Below are 18,313 nucleotides of genomic sequence, written 5' to 3'. Positions count from 1 at the left end.
CCACAGCAGCGTGTCACCTCATCCACGAAGGAGGATCCACATGCCATCCCACCCATCTCGGCGACAGATCCTGACCACCGGTGCCGCCACAGCGGGCGCGATGATGCTGCCCGCTGGAATCGCGCACGGCTCGAACGTTCGATCCCGTCCGAACCCGGGGGAGAGGATTCCACCCGGGCGAAAGCCGAAGGTCGCCGTCATCATCACCGAGTATCGCCGCAACTCGCATGGCGACGTCATCACGACGAAGCTGCTCGAGGGGTATGAGCTGCACGGTGTGGACACCGAGCCGCGGGTGGAGGTCGCGTCCATCTACCTCGATCAGGTGCCGGACAACGACGTCGGCCATTTCATGGCGGACAAGCACGGCGTCCCCATCTTCGACACCATCCCGGAAGCACTCGCGCTCGGCGAGACCGGCAAGGTAGCCGTTGACGCCGTGATCATCGTGGGTGAGCACGGCAATTACCCGTGGAACGAGTTCGGGCAGAAGACGTACCCGCGCCGGCGCCTCTTCGACACCGTGGTCTCGGCGATGATCGCCTCGAACAAGTTCGTTCCGATCTTCAACGACAAGCATCTTTCGCAGGCGTTCCACGACGCCCGGCACATGTACGACACGGCTGTGCGCTACGGCGTTCCGTTCTTCGCCGGGTCCACGCTGCCGTTGGCCTGGCGATTCCCCGCTCTCACGTATCGGCTGGACGCGGATCTCACCGAGGCCGTGGCCGTCGGCTACTCTCACATCGAAACCTACGGCTTCCATGTCTTGGAGACGCTTCAGTGCATGGCCGAACGCCGCGACGGCGGTGAGACTGGAGTTCGCTCGGTGCAAACCCTGCGCGGCGAAGCCGTGTGGGACGCAGCGGTAGAGGGCCGGTGGGATGAGTCGCTCATGGACGCGGCGATCGAGGCCGCGCGAGAAAAGGGTGGCCACGTCACCGACGGGGACGTCAAGGACAACACTCCCGAGCCGATCGCGTTCCTGATCGATTACAACGACGGCTTCCGCGGGACTGCGTTGCTGCTCAACGGGGCATTGACGACTCTGACGTACGCCGGCCGCCGCAGCGGCGAGGTGGAAGCGTCCGAGTTCCTTCTGGAGAAGGGGTGGCCTTACGGGCACTTCACGTTCCTCGACCGGCAGATCGAGTACATGGCGCTCACCGGGACCGCTCCCTACCCGGTCGAGCGCACCCTTCTCACGACCGGAATCCTCGACGCCGCGATGCACTCCGATCACCAGGGCGGGGCGCTCCTCGAAACCCCGGAGCTCGATATCAGCTATCGCCCGGTCGAGAATCCCGAGGGCACCCTGGAGCCGTCGGGAACGGGAATCGGCTACGAGCTTCCCCCGCCCTCCCCGGACGATCGCCCGTACGACTGACGAGCGCGGGGCGCTTTGCGACGTTCGGCGATCTGCTGCATTGTCCAGTCGGTGGACGAGACCGACCTTGGCGGTGAGTCCGGCGCTCGCACCGCCCAGCGGCTCTTTATCACACAGAGCCCGGGTCAGCCAGACCGTTCGAGCCATGGAGGAGCGGATTGGCGGCCGGCTGCCGCCGTACTCCATGGCCGGACTGGACTCCACCACGATCGTGCGCGAGTTCCAGCGTCGCTATCCCGCGTGCCATCTACGCGTGACGAAGAATTCCCAGGCAACTTTCGAGCGACTGCGCCAAGGGGCCTTCGACGTCATGTGTCAACGACATCCCATGGATGAGCCAGATCTCACCGTAGGTGCGACCCTGAGAATCGAGAACCGCATACTCCTGGTGCACGCCGGTCACCCCTAGCCTCGCAGGATCTGGTCGATGTGGACGACCTGGCCGACTACCGCCTCATCCAGCAGTGGAGAGCGGCAAGTTCGTGGCGAGACCCGGCGACTGACCCATGCCCGACAATTGAGGCGTAGGGCATGTGCGCTACAGGCGCGCTACACTTGGTGCTGATGAAGCCAGGGAGGCGTTGGTGATGGCCAGGAGTACGTCATTTCGCATCGATGATGTCGCTAAGCAGAAGCTGGCGGCCAGGGCTGCTCGCGACGGCGTGAGTGCAACGTCGCTGTTGGAGCGGCTCATCACCGAGGGTGTGGATCAGCTGGACTATCCCGGGATCGTCTTCAGGGGTCCGGCGCATGATCGGCGGGCCGCGTTGGCTGCCGGGCCGGACGTGTGGGAGATCATCGCGCGCCTGCGTGAGCTGGACGGCAGTCAAGAGCACCGTATCGCCACGCTGAGCGCGGAGTCTGATCTGCATCCAAGGTTGATCCGTATCGCCATCGACTACGCCGCCGAGAATCCTGATGGTATCCGCGAGCGTATCGACCGCAACGCCGCCATGGCCGAACACAGCCGACAGGCCGCCCAGCAGCGCGAGGTGCTGCTTGCGTGACTGCGTTTCTGATCGATGAGATGTTCCCACCTGCCACGGCCGAGCTGTTGCGCGAGGACGGTCATGATGCCGTGCATGTCTTCGACGTCGGCCTGCAGGCAGCCGATGATGCCCAGGTCGCCGCAGCGGCCCGCGCTTATGGGCGAGCGGTCGTGACCGAGAATGTCGTCGATTTCTCAGTCGAGCGTGACGTCGTGCTGGTGTTCGTCTTGAAACGAAACCTCCCGGCCGGCGGCGCCCAGGCCGCCGGTCTCGCGAAGGTCCTCGACCGCTGGGCACATGCCAACCCGCAGCCCTACCTCGGTCCCCACTGGCCGCCCACTGACTGATCGGGGGTCAGGGTCGAACGATTCCACACTGCCACCAACTACCGCCAGCCCGCGTCGTTCGCAAAGTGCAGACGTCAGTGGCCACCCGCGAGACCTACCTTAGCGGCGGCCGCTAATGAGGAGGGGAACTCGCTCGGATAGGGCTTTGGGCACAACGACATCCTTCCAGACCGCCCTCACGGGCAAGCCAAATCAGATGTCACCTATCCGTGCAGCAGACCCATACGCTGCCCGGCCTGCTCATCGGGGAGTGGGTGCGGCGGAAGGCCGCAGGACCAGTCATTTACGCGACGCCGACCAAGCAGCTCGCCCGCCAGGTCGCGGGACGGCCGAGCGCGAGTTCCGGCTGCGCTCCTGACCGGTAGCGCCAAGCATTGCGATCCGGCGGATGAGGCGTCCGTCGAGGGTGGTGAGGCGATCGTGATCACGACCTACAGCGCTGTCTTCGACAGCAGCCCGAAGCTGCCCGAGCCCCGACTCCTGATCTCGACGACGCCCATGCTGGTGAGCAGTTCGTCGGGAAGGCGTACGGCGTCAGCATCCGTCGCTACGACGACGAGGATGCCTACCTGGAAGTGTTGGAGACGCTGAAGCCGTTCCTGTCTGGGCTCCTCATCCAGCGCCTCGAACGCGAGCCCGACCTCGGCGAACACCACCAGCTGCGCTTGATCCTACCCGCGGTCGACCAGACGGCACTGACCAAGCTCGACGCCGCCTTGGCGGGTCTGCCCAAGCCGTACTCGTACAAGCTGCCATGATCCGGTCCGTCCTGGCAGCCTGCTATGCCTACCTGTCCTACGGCGGCATCCAGATCCGCCCGATGATCCCACCGACCTTCGAGAACCTATGGCACGATGGTGGCACGCCCGGATGGGGTCACGCCGAAATGTTCCACTTGACCTCGGAACTTACGAAGCTCCCGCACCTGGACTCGAACCAGGAACCCTCTGATTAACAGTCAGATGCTCTGCCAATTGAGCTATGCGGGATCGGCATCGGCGAGATGTACCCGCCGACGCAGAAGATTACCAGGAACTGCCGCCTCCTACCCAATCGGTATCGGCCCCGGTCCGGCCTCGTCGAGCGTGAGCCGCGTCACGGTGTGAAAGACGTGACGTAAGAATGTCAGGACAAAGCCTTGACGACGCCCTCTGGGCGGACAAGACTCTGAAGCGCACGCCGCGCGGACTCGCGCGGCGGCCGGTTGGTGTCCGAAACAGCAACGCAGGCGCGATGCCAGTCCTAGGGTTGGTATGAGCCGAGACGGGAGCACGAGATGCGGATCGGGTTGATCGGTGTCGGGCGCATCGGAGCGTCGCATGCCGAAGTGGTCCGTGATCATCCCGCGGTGGGTGAGGTCGTCCTCGCCGACGCGGACGCCGCACGGGCGGAGAAGGTGGCCGCTGACCTCGGCGTCCGCGCTGTCGAGAATCCGCAGGACGCGATGCGAGACGTCGACGCCGTGGTCATCGCCGCGGCCACGTCCGCGCATGCCGAGTTGATGATCGCCGCAGCCCGGGCCGGGCTTCCGGTCTTCTGCGAGAAGCCGGTGGCACCGGACATCGCCGGCACGGTCGAGGTGCGCGACGAGGTCGACCGGGCGGGCGTGCCGAACCAGATCGGGTTCATGCGCAGGTTCGACGCCGGCTACGTCGTGGCCCGGGACGCGCTGCGCGCCGGCACCCTGGGTGAACTCCAGCGGGTGCACATGGTCACGGCGGACGCCGAGCCACCGCCGGCGGGCTACATCCCGAACTCGGGCGGCATCTTCCGCGACTGCCACGTGCACGACTTCGACATCCTGCGCTGGGTCACCGGCCGGGAGGTCGCCGAGGTGTACGCGATCGGCGCGAACAGAGGAGCGTCGTACTTCGCGGACGCGGGGGACGTCGACCAGTCGGCCGCTGTGCTGACACTCGACGACGGCACCATCGCCACCGCGCAGGGCTCCCGCTACAACGGCGGCGGCTACGACGTCCGGATGGAGCTTGCCGGCACCGTCTCCACGTACGCGGTCGGACTGGACGACCACACGGCGCTCGTCTCCGCCGAGCCCGGCGTCGCGTTCCCGTCCGGCACCCCGTACCGAGAGTTCTGGTCCCGCTTCCTGCCCGCATACCAGGCCGAGATCAATGTGTTCATCGATGTCGCGGCGGGCAAGCAGGACAGCCCGTGCACGGTGGCCGACGCCTTGGAGAGCTTCTACGTCGCCGAGGCCGCCACCCTGTCCCGCCAGGAACACCGGCCGGTCCGGGTCGAGGAGGTCCGCCGCGCATGAGCGCCCCGTACGAGGTCCTCACCATGGGCCGGATCAGCGTGGACGTCTATCCGCTGCAGATCGGCGTCGGGATCGAGGACGTCGAGAGCTTCGGCAAGTACCTGGGCGGCAGCTCCACCAACGTCGCCGTCGCCGCTGCCCGGCACGGTCGCCGGGTGGCCACCATCACCCGCACCGGCGACGACCCGTTCGGCCGCTTCCTGCATCAGGCGCTGCGCGGCTTCGGCGTCGACGACACCATGGTCTCGTCGGTGCCCGGGCTCAAGACGCCGGTGACGTTCTGCGAGATCTTCCCGCCGGACGACTTTCCCCTCTACTTCTACGGCCGTGAGCCGGCGCCGGACATGCGGATCAGCCCGGACGAGCTCGACTACGACGCCATCCGCGCCGCCGGTGTCTTCTGGGTCACCGGCACGGGACTGTCCGAGGAACCCAGCCGGAGCGCCACGCTGGCGGCGCTGGAGGCTCGCGGCAAGCGTGGCGTCACGGTGCTGGATCTCGACTACCGCCCGATGTTCTGGGAATCCCGCGAAGCCGCCCGGGAGCAGGTCCAGAAGGCGCTTCAGCACGTCACGGTGGCGGTGGGAAATCTCGACGAGTGCCTGACCGCCGTCGGGACCGACGACCCCCGGGCCGCGGCGGCCGCTCTGCACGACGCCGGTGTGACCACCGCCGTCGTCAAGCAGGGGCCGAAGGGCGTGCTCGGATCGGATCCGGCCGGCATCCACGAGATACCGCCCACCCCGGTGGACGTCGTCAACGGCCTCGGCGCCGGAGACGCCTTCGGGGGAGCGCTGTGCCACGGCATCCTCGCCGGCTGGGACCTGGCCCGTGCCGTGCGCTTCGCCAACGCGGCAGGCGCCATCGTCGCCTCCCGACTGGCCTGCTCCTCCGCGATGCCCACGACCGACGAGGTCGACGCACTGATCGGTGCGCGACGAGCTGAGACAGGAGACGGCGATGATCAGTGACCGGATCGGGTCGATCGTCCGCGCTCGGACAGCCAGTCCCGAGGCGATCGCCGAAGCGGCTCGGCGGCGAGTGCGCCCGGTGAGCCTTGTCGGTCCCTCCGGCAAGCTGATGGTCATCGCCGCCGATCACCCGGCTCGTGGATCGCTGCGTGCGGGCAGCGACCCGATGGCGATGGCCGACCGCGCCGGGCTCCTGGAGCGGCTGCTGGTGGCACTGTCCCGGCCAGGCGTGAACGGAGTCCTCGGCACCGCCGACATTCTCGAGGATCTGTTGCTGCTCGGCGCGCTCGACGGCAAGGTCGTCGTCGGGTCGATGAACCGCGGCGGGCTGGCCGGCACGTCGTTCGAGATCGACGACCGGTTCACCGGCTACGACGCGTCGTCGATCGACGCGATGGGGTTCGAGATGGGCAAGATGCTCATGCGCATCGATCCCGACGACGCCGCGACACCGGTCACCATGCAGGCGTGCGCCAACGCCGTCACGCAGCTCGCTGCCCGCGAGCGGATCGCCATGGTGGAGCCGTTCATCTCGCGCAGGGTGGACGGCAGGGTCGTCAACGACCTCTCCACCGACGCGGTGGTCCGGTCAGTGACCGTGGCCGCCGGGCTCGGCTCCACGTCGGCCTACACGTGGCTGAAGCTGCCTGTGGTCGACGACGACCCCGATGGCATGGAGCGCGTGCTCGGTGCGTCGACGCTGCCGGCCGTGCTGCTCGGAGGAGAGGTCCCCGACGATCCCGACGCAGCGTTCCGCCGCTGGGAGAAGGTGCTGCGCCTGCCTACGGCGATGGGCCTCGTCGTTGGGCGGACACTGCTGTACCCGCCGGACGGCGACGTCGCCGGCGCGGTGGACACGGCGGTGAGCTTGCTGTGAGCGCGACCAGAGTTTGTGAGCCGAGCGCAGCCGGAAAAGATGAAGAGCGCGACCTTATCGCGTGAGTCGCGTGAGGAGTGAGATGACCAGGAACCAGTACTACTTCCCGGCGGGCGGGACTCAGAACGAGCCCTACGCGCTTGACGTGAATCCGGGCAGCGATGAGCCGCTCGGGTACTCGTCGTTGCGGATCGTCGAGCTCGGACCGGGGGAGAAGCACGAGTTCAGCACCGGTGACGAGGAGATGTTCGTCCTGCCGCTGAGCGGCTCGTGCACCGTAATTTGTGACGGCGAGGAGTTCGGCGTCACCGGCCGCGACAATGTGTTCAACCAGGTCACCGACTCGGTTTACGTGCCGCGGGAAGCCGACGTGGTCATCACCTCCACCGTCGGCCACGGTGTCGGCCGGTATGCGTTGCCGGCGGCTCGCTGCTCGCGTCGCCTGCCGGCCCGATACCGGGCGGCGGCGGACGTGCCGGTGGAGATCCGCGGCGCGGGCAACGCGACCCGGCAGGTCAACAACTTCGGCTCGGCGCATACGTTCGAGGCCGACCGGCTGATCGCCGTGGAGGTGATCACCCCCGCGGGCAACTGGTCCTCGTTTCCTGCTCACAAGCACGACGAGGACCGGCCCGGCGAGGAGTCGGTCCTGGAGGAGATCTACTACTTCGAGATCTCCGACGGCCCGGGCGACGGGGGTGCGCCGAGCCGGGGAACCACCGGACGGCAGGGTTTCGGCTTTCACCGGGTATACGGAACCGCCGACCGTCCGATCGAGCTGCTCGAAGAGGTGCGCACCGGCGACGTCGTGCTGATCCCGCACGGCTGGCACGGGCCGTCGGTCGCGGCGCCCGGCTATCACATGTACTACCTCAACGTGATGTCCGGTCCGGGTGAGAAGCGGGAATGGCTGATCTGTGACGACCCGGCCCACGCCTGGGTCCGCGACGAGTGGGCCGAGCAGGAGTCCGACGCCCGGCTGCCGCTGTCCTCCCACTCCCCATGATCATTGGCGATCGCCTACCTCATGAGGGAGGCGATCGCCAATGATCATGGGGAAAGAGGAGGAGCGGCAGGCGGCTACGAAGGAGTGAGTGATGACTGAGACGGTGCGGCTGACGGTGGCTCAGGCGGCGGTGCGTTTCCTCGCCCAGCAGTACACCGAGCGTGACGGCGTGGAGCACAAGTTCTTCGAGGGATGCTTCGGTATCTTCGGCCACGGGAACCTCGCCGGTCTGGGTCAAGCGCTCCTGGAGGCCGAGGTCGCCGACCCCGGTTCGCTCACATACCGGCAGGCCCGCAACGAGCAGGGCATGGTGCACGCCGCCAGCGCTTTCGCCCGCATGCGCAACCGGCTGTCCACGATGGCGTGCACGGCCTCCATCGGTCCCGGCGCCACCAACATGGTGACCGGCGCGGCGCTGGCCACCATCAACCGCCTGCCCGTGCTGCTGCTGCCGGGTGACGTGTTCGCCACCCGGGTGGCCAATCCGGTGCTGCAGGAACTGGAGAGCCCCGGCGGGTACGACGTGTCGGTGAATGACACGTTCCGGCCGGTCTCCCGGTTCTTCGACCGGGTGTGGCGTCCGGAGCAGCTGCCGTCAGCGCTGCTCGGCGCCATGCGCGTGCTCACCGACCCGGCCGAGACCGGCGCCGCCACCATCGCGCTTCCGCAGGACGTGCAGGCCGAGGCGCACGACTGGCCGGTGGAGCTCTTCGAGCGCCGGGTATGGCACGTCCCCCGGCCTGTTCCCGAGCCCGCGGCCCTGGCCCGCACGGTCGAGCTGATCCGCACCGCGAAGCGGCCGATGATCGTCGCCGGTGGCGGCGTCATCTACAGCGAGGCCACCGACGCTCTGCGCGAGTTCTGCGAGGCTACCGGCATTCCGGTGGGGGAGAGCCAGGCCGGCAAAGGCTCGCTGCCTTACGACCATCCGCTCGCGCTCGGCGCGGTCGGCAGCACCGGGACGACGGCGGCCAACCGGATCGCCCGGGAGGCCGACGTCGTGATCGGCGTCGGCACCCGGTACAGCGACTTCACCACCGCGTCGCGGACCGCCTTCCAGCATCCCGGTGTGCGCTTCGTCAACGTCAACATCACCGGGTTCGACGGCGCCAAGCACGCCGGTGTGCCGCTGGTGGCCGATGCCCGGGAAGCGCTCGTCGCCCTCACCCGCGAGCTTGCCGGCTATGACACAGGAGCCGACTACCGGGACCGGGCCCGGCTGCTCGCGGCCGAGTGGGACCGCACCGTCGAGGCCGCCTACCAGCTGGGCAGGCGCCCGCTCCCCGCCCAGTCCGAGGTGATCGGTGCGGTCAACGAGATCTCCGGCCCGCGGGACGTGGTGATCTGTGCCGCTGGTTCTATGCCCGGTGACCTGCACAAACTCTGGCGCACCCGGGACCCGAAGGGATACCACGTCGAGTACGGCTACTCCTGCATGGGCTACGAGATCGCCGGAGGAGTAGGGGCCAAGCTGGCCAGCCCGGACCGTGACGTCTACGTCATGGTGGGCGACGGTTCCTACCTGATGATGGCGCAGGAGCTGGTCACAGCAGTGCAGGAAGGCGTGAAGATCGTCGTGGTCCTCGTGCAGAACCACGGTTTCCAGTCCATCGGAGCGCTGTCCGAACAGGTCGGCGTCGACCGGTTCGGCACCAAGTACCGCTACCGGGACGCGGACACCGGCCGCCTGGACGGAACGACGCTGCCCGTGGATCTCGCGGCCAACGCGGCGAGCCTCGGCGTGCGGGTCTTTCGTGCCGGGAGCATTGACGAGCTGAAGTCCGCTCTGCGCGAGGCCAGGGACGACACCGGTCCGGTACTGGTGCACATCGACACCGACCCACTGGTTCCGGCGCCTGACGGCGAAGCCTGGTGGGACGTCCCGGTGTCTGCCGTGGCGGCCCTCGACACGACTCGGGACGCCCGCAAGGCGTACGAGTCCCACAAGACCGATCAGCGCCATTACCTATGAACGCGAGAACCGCCGGCGCGTGTGAACGGGACAGCCGAAGGCGCCGGAGAGCATGCGACCAGCACACCCGGAAGGGGCTGTGGAAGAAGTGAGAACCATCCAGCATTGGATCGGCGGCCGCCAGGCGGCGGGCACGTCGACCCGGACCGGAACCGTCTGGAACCCGGCCACCGGCGAGCACCAGGCCGACGTCCTGCTTGCCGACCCGGCCGACGTCGACGCGGCCGTGGCCGCTGCCTCGGAGGCATTCCAGTCCTGGTCGCAGACGTCGCTGAGCAAGCGGGCCAAGATCCTCTTCGCCTTCCGCCAGCTTGTGGACGCCAGGGCCCAGGATCTGGCGGAGATCATCGCCGACGAGCACGGCAAGGTCGTCTCGGACGCACTGGGCGAGGTGCAGCGCGGCCTGGAGGTGGTGGAGTTCGCCTGCGGCATCCCGCACCTGCTCAAGGGTGACTACTCCGACCAGGTCTCCACCGGTGTCGACGTGTTCAGCTTCCGCGAGCCGCTGGGCGTCGTCGCGGGCATCACGCCGTTCAACTTCCCGGTGATGGTGCCGATGTGGATGCACCCGGTGGCGATCGCCTGCGGCAACACCTTCGTGCTGAAGCCGAGCGAGCGCGACCCGTCGGCGTCGATGCTGGTGGCGGAGCTGTGGGCGGAGGCCGGCCTACCGGACGGCGTGTTCAGCGTGGTGCACGGGGACAAGACGTCCGTCGACGCGATCCTCGACCATCCGGGCATCTCGGCGGTCTCGTTCGTGGGGTCCACTCCTATCGCCCGTTACATCCACGAGCGCGCCAGTGTCAGCGGCAAGCGGGTGCAGGCGCTGGGCGGTGCCAAGAACCACGCCATCGTCATGCCGGACGCGGACGTCGACTTCGCCTCCGAGCACATGGTGGCCGCCGCGTTCGGTTCGGCGGGGGAGAGGTGCATGGCGATCTCGGCGGCGGTGACCGTCGGTGATGCCGGCGACGGGTTGGTGGACGCGGTCGCTGCCAAGGCCGCCAAGGTGCGCGTCGGCCCCGGACGCGACGCCGCCAGCGAGATGGGCCCGGTGGTGACGGCCGCCGCGCGGGACCGGATCGTCGGGCTGATCGGGTCCGGCGCGGAGCAGGGCGCGTCGCTGGCCGTCGACGGGCGTGACTACGTCGTGGACGGCCATGAGAACGGCTTCTGGGTGGGGCCAACCGTCATCGACCGAGTGACGCCGGAGATGGACGTGTACCGGGAGGAGATCTTCGGCCCGGTGCTTTCCGTGGTCCGGGTGGAGACCGTGGACGACGCGATCGCGCTGGTGAATGCGAACCCCTATGGCAACGGGACGGCGATCTTCACCTCCAGTGGCGAGGCGGCCCGCCGCTTCCAGCGCGGTGTGCAGGTGGGCATGATCGGCATCAACGTGCCTATCCCGGTGCCCATGGCCTACTACTCGTTCGGCGGGTGGAAAGACTCCCTCTTCGGAGACAAGCACGTGCACGGGCCTGAAGGCGTCTCCTTCTACACTCGCGCCAAGGTCGTCACGTCCCGCTGGCCGCACGTGGACAACCCGGTGGGCGCCAGCTATCACTTCCCGACGCATCAATGATGACACCGGCACCGACTGTTTCCGGGTCGGGTTTCCCGGGCCAGGTTGTTCTCGATCTGGCCGTCCCGTCGCATCAAGGCTTGAAAGGTTGGACATGACATTCACGGGAATCGCGAACGCTCCAGTGAGCTTCGGCATCTTCGAGCTGACCGCGGGCGCGGATTTCCCCGAGCCGGAGACCGTTCTGGGTCCGCTGCGCGACGCCGGGTACGACGGCATTGATCTCGGCCCTCCGGGGTGGCTGGGTCGGGGCGACGTGTTGCGTCAGCGGTTGCGGGACCACGGGATGGCTTTAGCGGGAGGCTGGGTGGACCTGCCGTTCACTGCCGATGAAGCAGAGTTCGCCTCGTCGCTGGCTGCGCTCGACGACGCGCTGGAGATCTTCGTCGCCGCCGCCGAGGCCGACCCGTCGCGCCTCCCGTTGCCGACGCTGGCCGACTCAGGTTCGGACGCTCGCCGGGCCAACCCGGGAGGCGGCCGGCACGTGATGCTGGACGACGCCGGCTGGGCGCGGCTGGCGTCGAATGTGGCGAGGGTGGCCGCACGGATCCGGGCCGTGGGCCTGGAGCCGACGTTCCACCACCACGCCTGCACGCACGTCGAGACGCCCGAGGAGATCGACATCTTCCTCGACCGGACCGACGTGGGACTGACGCTGGACAGCGGACACCTCATCATCGGCGGGGGCGACCCGGTCGAGGGATGGCGGCGCTGGAGCGAGCGGATCAACCATCTGCACGTCAAGGACGTGCGCAAGGACGTACTAGCCGACGTGGTGCGCGAACGCGCCGGAATGCGGGCGGTGTGGGAACGGCAGGCCTTCGTCGCGCTGGGAGCGGGCGACCTCGACCTGGTGGCCTTCATGGATGCGGTGGTGGCCGACGGGTTCGGAGGCTGGCTCGTCGTTGAGCAGGACGTCGTCCCCTCGCCGTCGGACCCGCCCGGGCGTGCCGCCGGCGACCAGCGGGCCAACCGGGAGATGCTGCGGTCGTGGGTTCCGCTTGATTGATCCCATGATCATCGACGATTCGGCGGATGCCAGGCCGGCAGATCATCGATGATCATGGGAGGAGGAGATGAGCATGACTGTGCGCGTCGGTGTGATCGGCGTCGGGATGATCGGGCAGGACCATATCCGCCGGCTTACCGGCGTGCTTGCCGGCGCCCGCGTCGTGGCGGTCGCGGACGTGGATCCGGAACGGGCACGGCAAGTGGCCGGGCAGGCGATCGGCGTCACCGTGCACGCCACCGGGCTGGACGTGATCGCCGACGACGACGTGGACGCCGTCCTGGTGGCATCCTGGGGGGCCACGCACGAGGAGTACGTCGTGGCCTGTATCCAGGCCGGCAAGCCGGTGTTCTGCGAGAAGCCGCTGGCGCCGTCGGGCGAGGCCGCGGGACGGATCGTCGACGCCGAGGTGGCGGCGGGGCGCCGCCTGGTGCAGCTCGGCTTCATGCGCCGCTACGACCCCGGCTACCTGGCGCTGCGAGAGGTCGTCGCCGGCGGGTCGATCGGCGCGGCGCTGCTGGTCCACTGCGCGCACCGCAACCCCACGGTCCAGCCGCACTATGTCGCCGACATGGCGATCACCGACACCGCTGTCCACGAGTTCGACGTCGTGCGATGGCTCCTGGACGAGGAGATCACCGCCGTGACCGTGCACCGGCCGCGGCCGAACCGGCACGGTGGCGACGTCCAGGACCCGCTGCTGCTGCTCCTGGAGACCGAGAGCGGCGCATTCGTGGATCTGGAGACGTCGGTCAACATCCGCTACGGATACGACATCCGTACCGAGGTGGTGGGGGAGGACGGCACCGTGGAACTGGGGCCGGTGGCTCCCGTGGTAGTCCGCCGGGAGGGTATACAGGGCTCGCCGATAGCGGCGGACTGGCAGGAACGCTTCGAGAAGGCCTACGACGTGGAGCTGCAGCACTGGATCGACTCCGTGGTGGCCGGGACGGCCGTCGGGCCCAGCACCTGGGACGGTTACGCCGCAGCGGTCGTCTCCGACGCCGGCCTGACGTCGCTGCACAGAGGCGGGCGTGTTCCCGTCGCGCTGCGCGACAAGCCCGGCCTGTACCTCAAGGACCGCTGACCATCCTTCCTGCGGCTTGGTCACCTGATCGTCGAAATGTCGTCCGATCGCGCCACGGGAAACGATCAGGGGACGAAACGCGGGCTCAGGACGCAGGTGTGCCATCTGATCTCATCCCAGTATGCGGACGCTTCTTGATCAGATGACCGAACACGGTGATTCCGGCCGCGTTGGTCACCTGATCATGAAGTGTCCACATGCTGTGACACGGGACACGATCAGACGACATTTCGACGATCAGGTGACCAACCTGGGTCAGAGGACGTGGTCGGCGTAGCGCTGCTTCATCAGGGCGACGACGCCGTCTGGGTCGGCGGCCCACACGTCGGCATTGAAGATCTCAACCTCGATGTCGCCGTCGTATCCGGCGTCCTCGACCAGGCGGCGGAGACGGCGGAAGTCGATGTGCCCGTCGCCCATCATTCCGCGGGAGAGCAGCGCGTCGCCGGGGAACGGCGTGATCCAGTCGCACACCTGGAAGCTGGAGATCCGGCCGGCTGCCCGCGCGATCTGCCGTTCCACGTCCGGATCCCACCACACGTGGAACGTGTCGACGACGACGCCGACCGCCGATGCCGGGTGCTGTTCGGCGATGTCCAAAGCTTGTCCGAGCGTGGACAGCACGCCGCGATCGGCGCAGTAGAGAGGATGCATCGGCTCCAGCGCGAGCTGAATGCCGCGCTCCAACGCATGCGGGACCAGTTCGGCGATACCGCCGGCCACGCGCGCTCGTGCGCCGGGCAGGTCGCGGTCACCCTCGGGCAGGCCGCCCACCACCATCACCAGGCACGACGCGCCGAGCTCGGCCGCCTCGTCGATGGCGCGGCGGTTGTCGTCCAGGGCACGACGACGCTCCTCGCCGCCTATCGCCGTGATGAATCCACCCCGGCAGAGTGAGGACACCCGTAGCCCCGCGTCGCGCACCAATGCCGCGGACTTCGCCACGCCGGCGTCGTGCACCGGCTCTCTCCATAGCCCGATCGACTCGATGCCGGCGCGCACACAGCCGTCGACCGCCTGCGCCACGGACCACGAGTTGGTCGTCTTCTGGTTCAGCGACAGCCGCCGCATCACAGCACCCCGTAGGTTTTCAGCAGCATCGTCATCCGGGAGGCGGCCAGCTCCGGGTCGGGAAGCAGACGCGCGGAGTCCGCCAGCCGGAACGCCTCCACCAGGTGCGGGAGGCTCCGTGCGCTCTGCAGCCCGCCCACCATGGTGAATCCGGGCTGGAAGCCGGAGAGCCAGGACAGGAAGGCGATCCCGGCCTTGTAGTAGTAGGTCGGCGCGCTGAACACGTGCCGGGCCAGCGCCAGTGTGGGCGTGAACGCCGCGTCGTAGGCGTCGTCGTCCTTCGCGTCCAGCGCTTGCAGAGCCGCCGACGCCGCCGGGGCGATCGCGGCGAAGATGCCCAGCAGCGCGTCGCTGTGGTGAGCGCCGTCTCCGCGGATCAGCTCCGGATAGTTGAAATCGTCGCCCGTGTAGAGCCGGACGCCCGACGGCAGATGGGCACGCACCGTCTTCTCGTAGGCATCGTCGAGCAGGGAGACTTTCACGCCGTCGATCTGATCGGCATGGTCCCGGATCAGCCTCAGGACATGCTCGATAGCGACGTCGACGTCGTCGGTGCCCCAGTATCCGCTCAGCGCGGGATCGAACATCGGGCCCAGCCAGTGCAGGATGACGGGAGACCCGGCCTGAGGAAGGACACGGTCGTAGACGGCGCGGTAGTCGTCGGGGCCTGTTGCCAGCGCCGCGAGCTGGCGGCTCGCCATGATGATCGCTTGCGCACCGGCGTCCTGCACGGCGGCGAGTTGCATCTCGTAGGCGGAGACCACGTCGTCGAGCGACGTCGCCCCGGTCAGGTGGTCGGTGCCCGCGCCCGCGGCGATCCGCCCACCCACCGATGCTGCCTCGGCGGCGCTGCGCCGGATCAGCTCATGGGTGGCGGGCCAGTCCAGGCCCATGCCACGCTGCGCGGTGTCCATGGCTTCCGCGACGCCGAGGCCGTAGGACCACAGGTGGTGACGGAAGGCCAGGGTGGAGTCCCAGTCGACGACGGCGGGGGCGCCGGGGGTGTTGTCGCCCAGCGGGTCGGCGACGACGTGGGCGGCGGCGAACGCGACCCGGGACTCGAACGGCGCCGCGGGCTTCGTCCACACGCCGGGTTCGTGCAGAGTGTACGTGGCGGTGCCGCCACCGTCGGCCGGGAGCTGGATCGTCGTCATGCCGTCTCCTTCCGTTGCGTCCTGCAGGTCGAGCGCTGGGGGCCCCGGTCTGCAGGACGCAGGGCGGCGGGCCGGGCGGCGGGCACGGCGGCGGGCCGTGCTGGCGAAGTCACAGCGTCAGCTCCATCAGCTCGATCCGCCGGCCCTCCGCCGACGACGCCAGCCCCGCCTCCGCCAGGCGTACTCCCCGCGCTCCGGCCAGGAAGTCGTACGGATGCGGCGCATCCTCGACGACGTGCCGGATGAACAGCTCCCACTGCGCCTTGAAGCCGTTGTCGATATCGGCGTTGGCCGGCACGTCCTGCCACTGGGAGCGGAACGGCTCGGTCTCCACCAAGTCCGGATTCCACACCGGCTTGGGCGTGGCGCCACGGTGTTGCGCGACGCAGCCGTGCAGGCCGGCGACCGCACTGCCCTCGGTGCCGTCGACCTGGAACTCGACCAGCTCGTCGCGGTGGACGCGGACACACCACGACGAGTTGAGCTGGGCGATGACGCCGCCGTCGAGTTCGAAGATGGCGTAGGCGGCGTCGTCAGCGGTGGCGTCGTAGGGCTTGCCCTGCTCGTCCCAGCGCTGCGGAATATGGGTGACGGCGCGAGCGGTCACCGCCTTGATCGGGCCGAACAGGTTGCTCAGCACATAGTCCCAGTGGCAGAACATGTCGCTGACGATGCCGCCGCCGTCTTCCTTGCGGTAGTTCCAGCTGGGCCGCTGGGCGGACTGCCAATCGCCCTCGAACACCCAGTAGCCGAACTCGCCGCGGACCGAGAGGATGCGGCCGAAGAACCCGCTGTCGATCAGCCGGCGCAGTTTGACCAGGCCGGGGAGGAACAGCTTGTCATGGACGACGCCGTTCTTCACTCCGGCCTCGCGGGCCCTGCGGGCGAGCTCGAGCGCGGCGTCGACGCTTTCCGAGATTGGTTTCTCCGTGTAGATGTGCTTGCCCGCCTCGATGGCCTTGATGATTGACGCCTCCCGCACCGAGGTGAGCTGGGCGTCGAAGTAGATCTGCATCTCCGGGTCCGCGAGCGCACCGTCCACATCGGTGGTCCAGCGGCTCAGGCCGTGCCGGTCCGCGATCTCGCGGAGCTTGGTCTCGTTGCGGCCGACCAGCAGCGGCTCGAGCTGGACGCGCGTGCCGTCGGCCAGCTCAACACCGCCCTGCTCGCGAATGGCCAGGATGGAACGGACGAGATGCTGCCGGTAACCCATCCGGCCGGTAACGCCGTTCATGATGACGCCGATCGGGGTGCGTGCCAATGTCTCCTCCAGGAAAGCGCTTACCAATTTGAGCATACACGATTGCCGCATTCGCGTCATCCCACCTCCGCAACCCTCCCATGATCATTGTCGATCACCGACATGACGAGGCACGCAGGAGCCAATGATCATGGGGAGCGAGGTGGCGTGCTCTGCCGGATGACGACCTCGCCGGCCAGGGTGCGCACCCGCGGCGGATCGCCGGGATCGGCATCCAGAGCGAGCTGCAACGCCAGGGCCCCGGCACGCTCCAGGGGCATCCGCACCGTGGTCAGCGACGGGCTGATGTCCCGCAGCGTGGTGATGTCGTCGAACCCGGCCATGCCGAGCGTCCGGGGAAGATCGACGTCGTGATCCCGGCAGGCGGTCATCGCCCCTACCGCCATCACGTCGTTCGCGGCGAAGACGCAATCCACCTCCGCTTCGCGCTCGAGCAGTTGCACCATCGCGGTATACCCGCCGTCCCGGGTGAAGTCGCCGTGAATCACGTTGGACTGATCGAGATCCACTCCGCTGGCGGCCAGCCCGTCGGCGAACCCTTCGGTGCGGTCGTGCGCGGTGAGCAATGTGCCGGGGCCGGCGAGGATGCCGAAGTGACGGTAGCCGAGCCCGACGAGTTCCGTCGCGAGCTCGCGGGCGCCGGCCCGGTTCTCCAGTGCGACCGTGTCCGCGGGATGCAGGTCCTGGCTGACCATCACCACGCGGCCGCCGGTGCGCTCGAAGGCAGCGATCTCCCGCCGTAGGGCGTCTGCCTCGGCGCTTTCGGAGACGCGGCTGCCGACCAGGATCGCGACCCTGCTGTGCTGGCCGCGCAGGGCGCCGAGGTGCTCGACCTCCCGAGCCGGGTTCCGTTCGGTGTTCGCGAGCGTGACCAGCATCTGACTGGCCTCCGCCACCCGGATCACGCCGGTGGCGATGGAGGAGAAGTACGGATCGGCGATGTCGTGAACGAGCAAACCGACGATATTGGTCCTGCCCTTCGCCACGGCCTGCGCCTGCGTATTGGCGGCGTAGTTCAGCTTGTGGGCAGCGGCGAGTACGCGTTCACGCAGTTCTTCGCCCACTTGCCGGGTACTGCCGTTGATGGCCCGCGACGCGGTGGCGAGGGAGACGCCGGCCTCGCGGGCGACATCGGTGAGAGTGACAGCGCCGGTTCGCTGCTCAGGCATGCGGAACTCCGTTCTCCCCATCCATATGGAAGCGGTTTCCACTCTACTGCCCCCGAAAGCGTCGCTGGGGACCTTCTGCGCTGCGTGTGGCGGGTACGGCTGCGGGCGCCTGGCATGCCGACGCCCGCCCGGCATGGCAGCCGAGCGGGC

The 18,313-nt window shown here is 68.2% G+C and carries 18 protein-coding genes and 1 tRNA gene; 13 read left to right on the top strand and 6 right to left on the bottom strand.

The features are described 5' to 3' along the window. The first annotated feature begins 40 nt into the window (after positions 1–40). From G1H11_RS15750 to G1H11_RS15730, 5 genes are all read left to right on the top strand, one after another. Entirely contained in the window at positions 41–1,387 is a 1,347-nt protein-coding gene (locus G1H11_RS15750) for a hypothetical protein (protein ID WP_163819541.1), read from the top strand. A gap of 145 nt (positions 1,388–1,532) precedes the next feature. Continuing rightward, positions 1,533–1,796: a type 2 periplasmic-binding domain-containing protein gene (locus tag G1H11_RS15745; RefSeq protein WP_163819540.1), complete on the top strand. Its 264-nt coding sequence runs from the start codon at positions 1,533–1,535 to the stop codon at positions 1,794–1,796. Between the two features lie 124 nt (positions 1,797–1,920). Next, a complete protein-coding gene (locus G1H11_RS15740; protein ID WP_216843804.1) occupies positions 1,921–2,394 on the top strand; it encodes a hypothetical protein in 474 nt (157 codons plus the stop codon). Then, positions 2,391–2,723 (top strand): DUF5615 family PIN-like protein, encoded by a 333-nt coding sequence (locus tag G1H11_RS15735; protein ID WP_163819539.1) that lies wholly within the window; start codon positions 2,391–2,393, stop codon positions 2,721–2,723. The genes G1H11_RS15740 and G1H11_RS15735 overlap by 4 nt, the downstream gene beginning before the upstream one ends. Positions 2,724–2,932: 209 nt before the next feature. Further along, positions 2,933–3,088 (top strand): hypothetical protein, encoded by a 156-nt coding sequence (locus G1H11_RS15730; protein ID WP_163819538.1) that lies wholly within the window; start codon positions 2,933–2,935, stop codon positions 3,086–3,088. A 66-nt stretch (positions 3,089–3,154) separates the two neighbouring features. Here the strand turns inward: G1H11_RS15730 and G1H11_RS15725 are convergent, their stop codons facing one another. Together G1H11_RS15725 and G1H11_RS15720 are read right to left on the bottom strand one after the other, a co-directional pair. Continuing rightward, positions 3,155–3,379, bottom strand: a complete 225-nt coding sequence (locus G1H11_RS15725; RefSeq protein ID WP_163819537.1) for a hypothetical protein — start codon at positions 3,377–3,379, stop codon at positions 3,155–3,157. A 260-nt stretch (positions 3,380–3,639) separates the two neighbouring features. Then, a tRNA-Asn gene (locus G1H11_RS15720) sits at positions 3,640–3,712 on the bottom strand. Between the two features lie 287 nt (positions 3,713–3,999). On the opposite strand from G1H11_RS15720, the gene G1H11_RS15715 reads away from it, so the two are divergent. The 8 genes from G1H11_RS15715 to G1H11_RS15680 all read left to right on the top strand — a co-directional run bounded on the left by G1H11_RS15715 (position 4,000) and on the right by G1H11_RS15680 (position 13,508). Beyond that, the gene (locus G1H11_RS15715; protein WP_163819536.1) at positions 4,000–5,001 is read left to right on the top strand and encodes a Gfo/Idh/MocA family oxidoreductase; all 1,002 of its coding nucleotides are present in this window, start codon (positions 4,000–4,002) and stop codon (positions 4,999–5,001) included. After that, complete coding sequence (gene iolC / locus G1H11_RS15710; protein ID WP_163819535.1) at positions 4,998–5,972, top strand: 5-dehydro-2-deoxygluconokinase; 975 nt, start codon at positions 4,998–5,000, stop codon at positions 5,970–5,972. The genes G1H11_RS15715 and iolC overlap by 4 nt, the downstream gene beginning before the upstream one ends. After that, a complete protein-coding gene (locus tag G1H11_RS15705; protein WP_163819534.1) occupies positions 5,962–6,849 on the top strand; it encodes a Cgl0159 family (beta/alpha)8-fold protein in 888 nt (295 codons plus the stop codon). Before iolC ends, G1H11_RS15705 begins: the two co-directional genes overlap by 11 nt. Positions 6,850–6,931: 82 nt before the next feature. Continuing rightward, positions 6,932–7,855: a 5-deoxy-glucuronate isomerase gene (gene iolB, locus G1H11_RS15700; protein WP_163819533.1), complete on the top strand. Its 924-nt coding sequence runs from the start codon at positions 6,932–6,934 to the stop codon at positions 7,853–7,855. Positions 7,856–7,946: 91 nt separating this feature from the next. Further along, positions 7,947–9,827: a 3D-(3,5/4)-trihydroxycyclohexane-1,2-dione acylhydrolase (decyclizing) gene (gene iolD, locus G1H11_RS15695; RefSeq protein ID WP_163819532.1), complete on the top strand. Its 1,881-nt coding sequence runs from the start codon at positions 7,947–7,949 to the stop codon at positions 9,825–9,827. Positions 9,828–9,879: 52 nt separating this feature from the next. Continuing rightward, positions 9,880–11,412, top strand: coding sequence for a CoA-acylating methylmalonate-semialdehyde dehydrogenase (locus G1H11_RS15690; protein WP_174257691.1), 1,533 nt, complete (start codon positions 9,880–9,882; stop codon positions 11,410–11,412). A 94-nt stretch (positions 11,413–11,506) separates the two neighbouring features. Further along, positions 11,507–12,421, top strand: a complete 915-nt coding sequence (locus G1H11_RS15685; protein ID WP_163819531.1) for a sugar phosphate isomerase/epimerase family protein — start codon at positions 11,507–11,509, stop codon at positions 12,419–12,421. A 73-nt stretch (positions 12,422–12,494) separates the two neighbouring features. Continuing rightward, complete coding sequence (locus tag G1H11_RS15680) at positions 12,495–13,508, top strand: Gfo/Idh/MocA family oxidoreductase (RefSeq protein WP_163819530.1); 1,014 nt, start codon at positions 12,495–12,497, stop codon at positions 13,506–13,508. 255 nt (positions 13,509–13,763) lie between these two features. Here G1H11_RS15680 and G1H11_RS15675 read toward each other — a convergent pair whose 3' ends face one another. The 4 genes from G1H11_RS15675 to G1H11_RS15660 form a co-directional block, all read right to left on the bottom strand. Continuing rightward, entirely contained in the window at positions 13,764–14,579 is an 816-nt protein-coding gene (locus tag G1H11_RS15675; protein WP_163819529.1) for a sugar phosphate isomerase/epimerase family protein, read from the bottom strand. Further along, positions 14,579–15,733 (bottom strand): dihydrodipicolinate synthase family protein, encoded by a 1,155-nt coding sequence (locus G1H11_RS15670; RefSeq protein ID WP_163819528.1) that lies wholly within the window; start codon positions 15,731–15,733, stop codon positions 14,579–14,581. Before G1H11_RS15670 ends, G1H11_RS15675 begins: the two co-directional genes overlap by 1 nt. Before the next feature lie 109 nt (positions 15,734–15,842). Then, entirely contained in the window at positions 15,843–17,030 is a 1,188-nt protein-coding gene (locus G1H11_RS15665; RefSeq protein ID WP_174257690.1) for a Gfo/Idh/MocA family protein, read from the bottom strand. A 92-nt stretch (positions 17,031–17,122) separates the two neighbouring features. Then, positions 17,123–18,163 carry a LacI family DNA-binding transcriptional regulator gene (locus tag G1H11_RS15660; protein ID WP_163819527.1) on the bottom strand — a complete coding sequence of 347 codons (1,041 nt, stop codon included), beginning with the start codon at positions 18,161–18,163 and terminating at the stop codon, positions 17,123–17,125. Positions 18,164–18,313: the final 150 nt, after the last annotated feature.

This window comes from Phytoactinopolyspora alkaliphila (assembly GCF_010550695.1).
GTDB classification, from domain to species: Bacteria; Actinomycetota; Actinomycetes; order Jiangellales; family Jiangellaceae; genus Phytoactinopolyspora; species Phytoactinopolyspora alkaliphila.
This window is presented reverse-complemented; position numbering and strand designations above follow the sequence as displayed.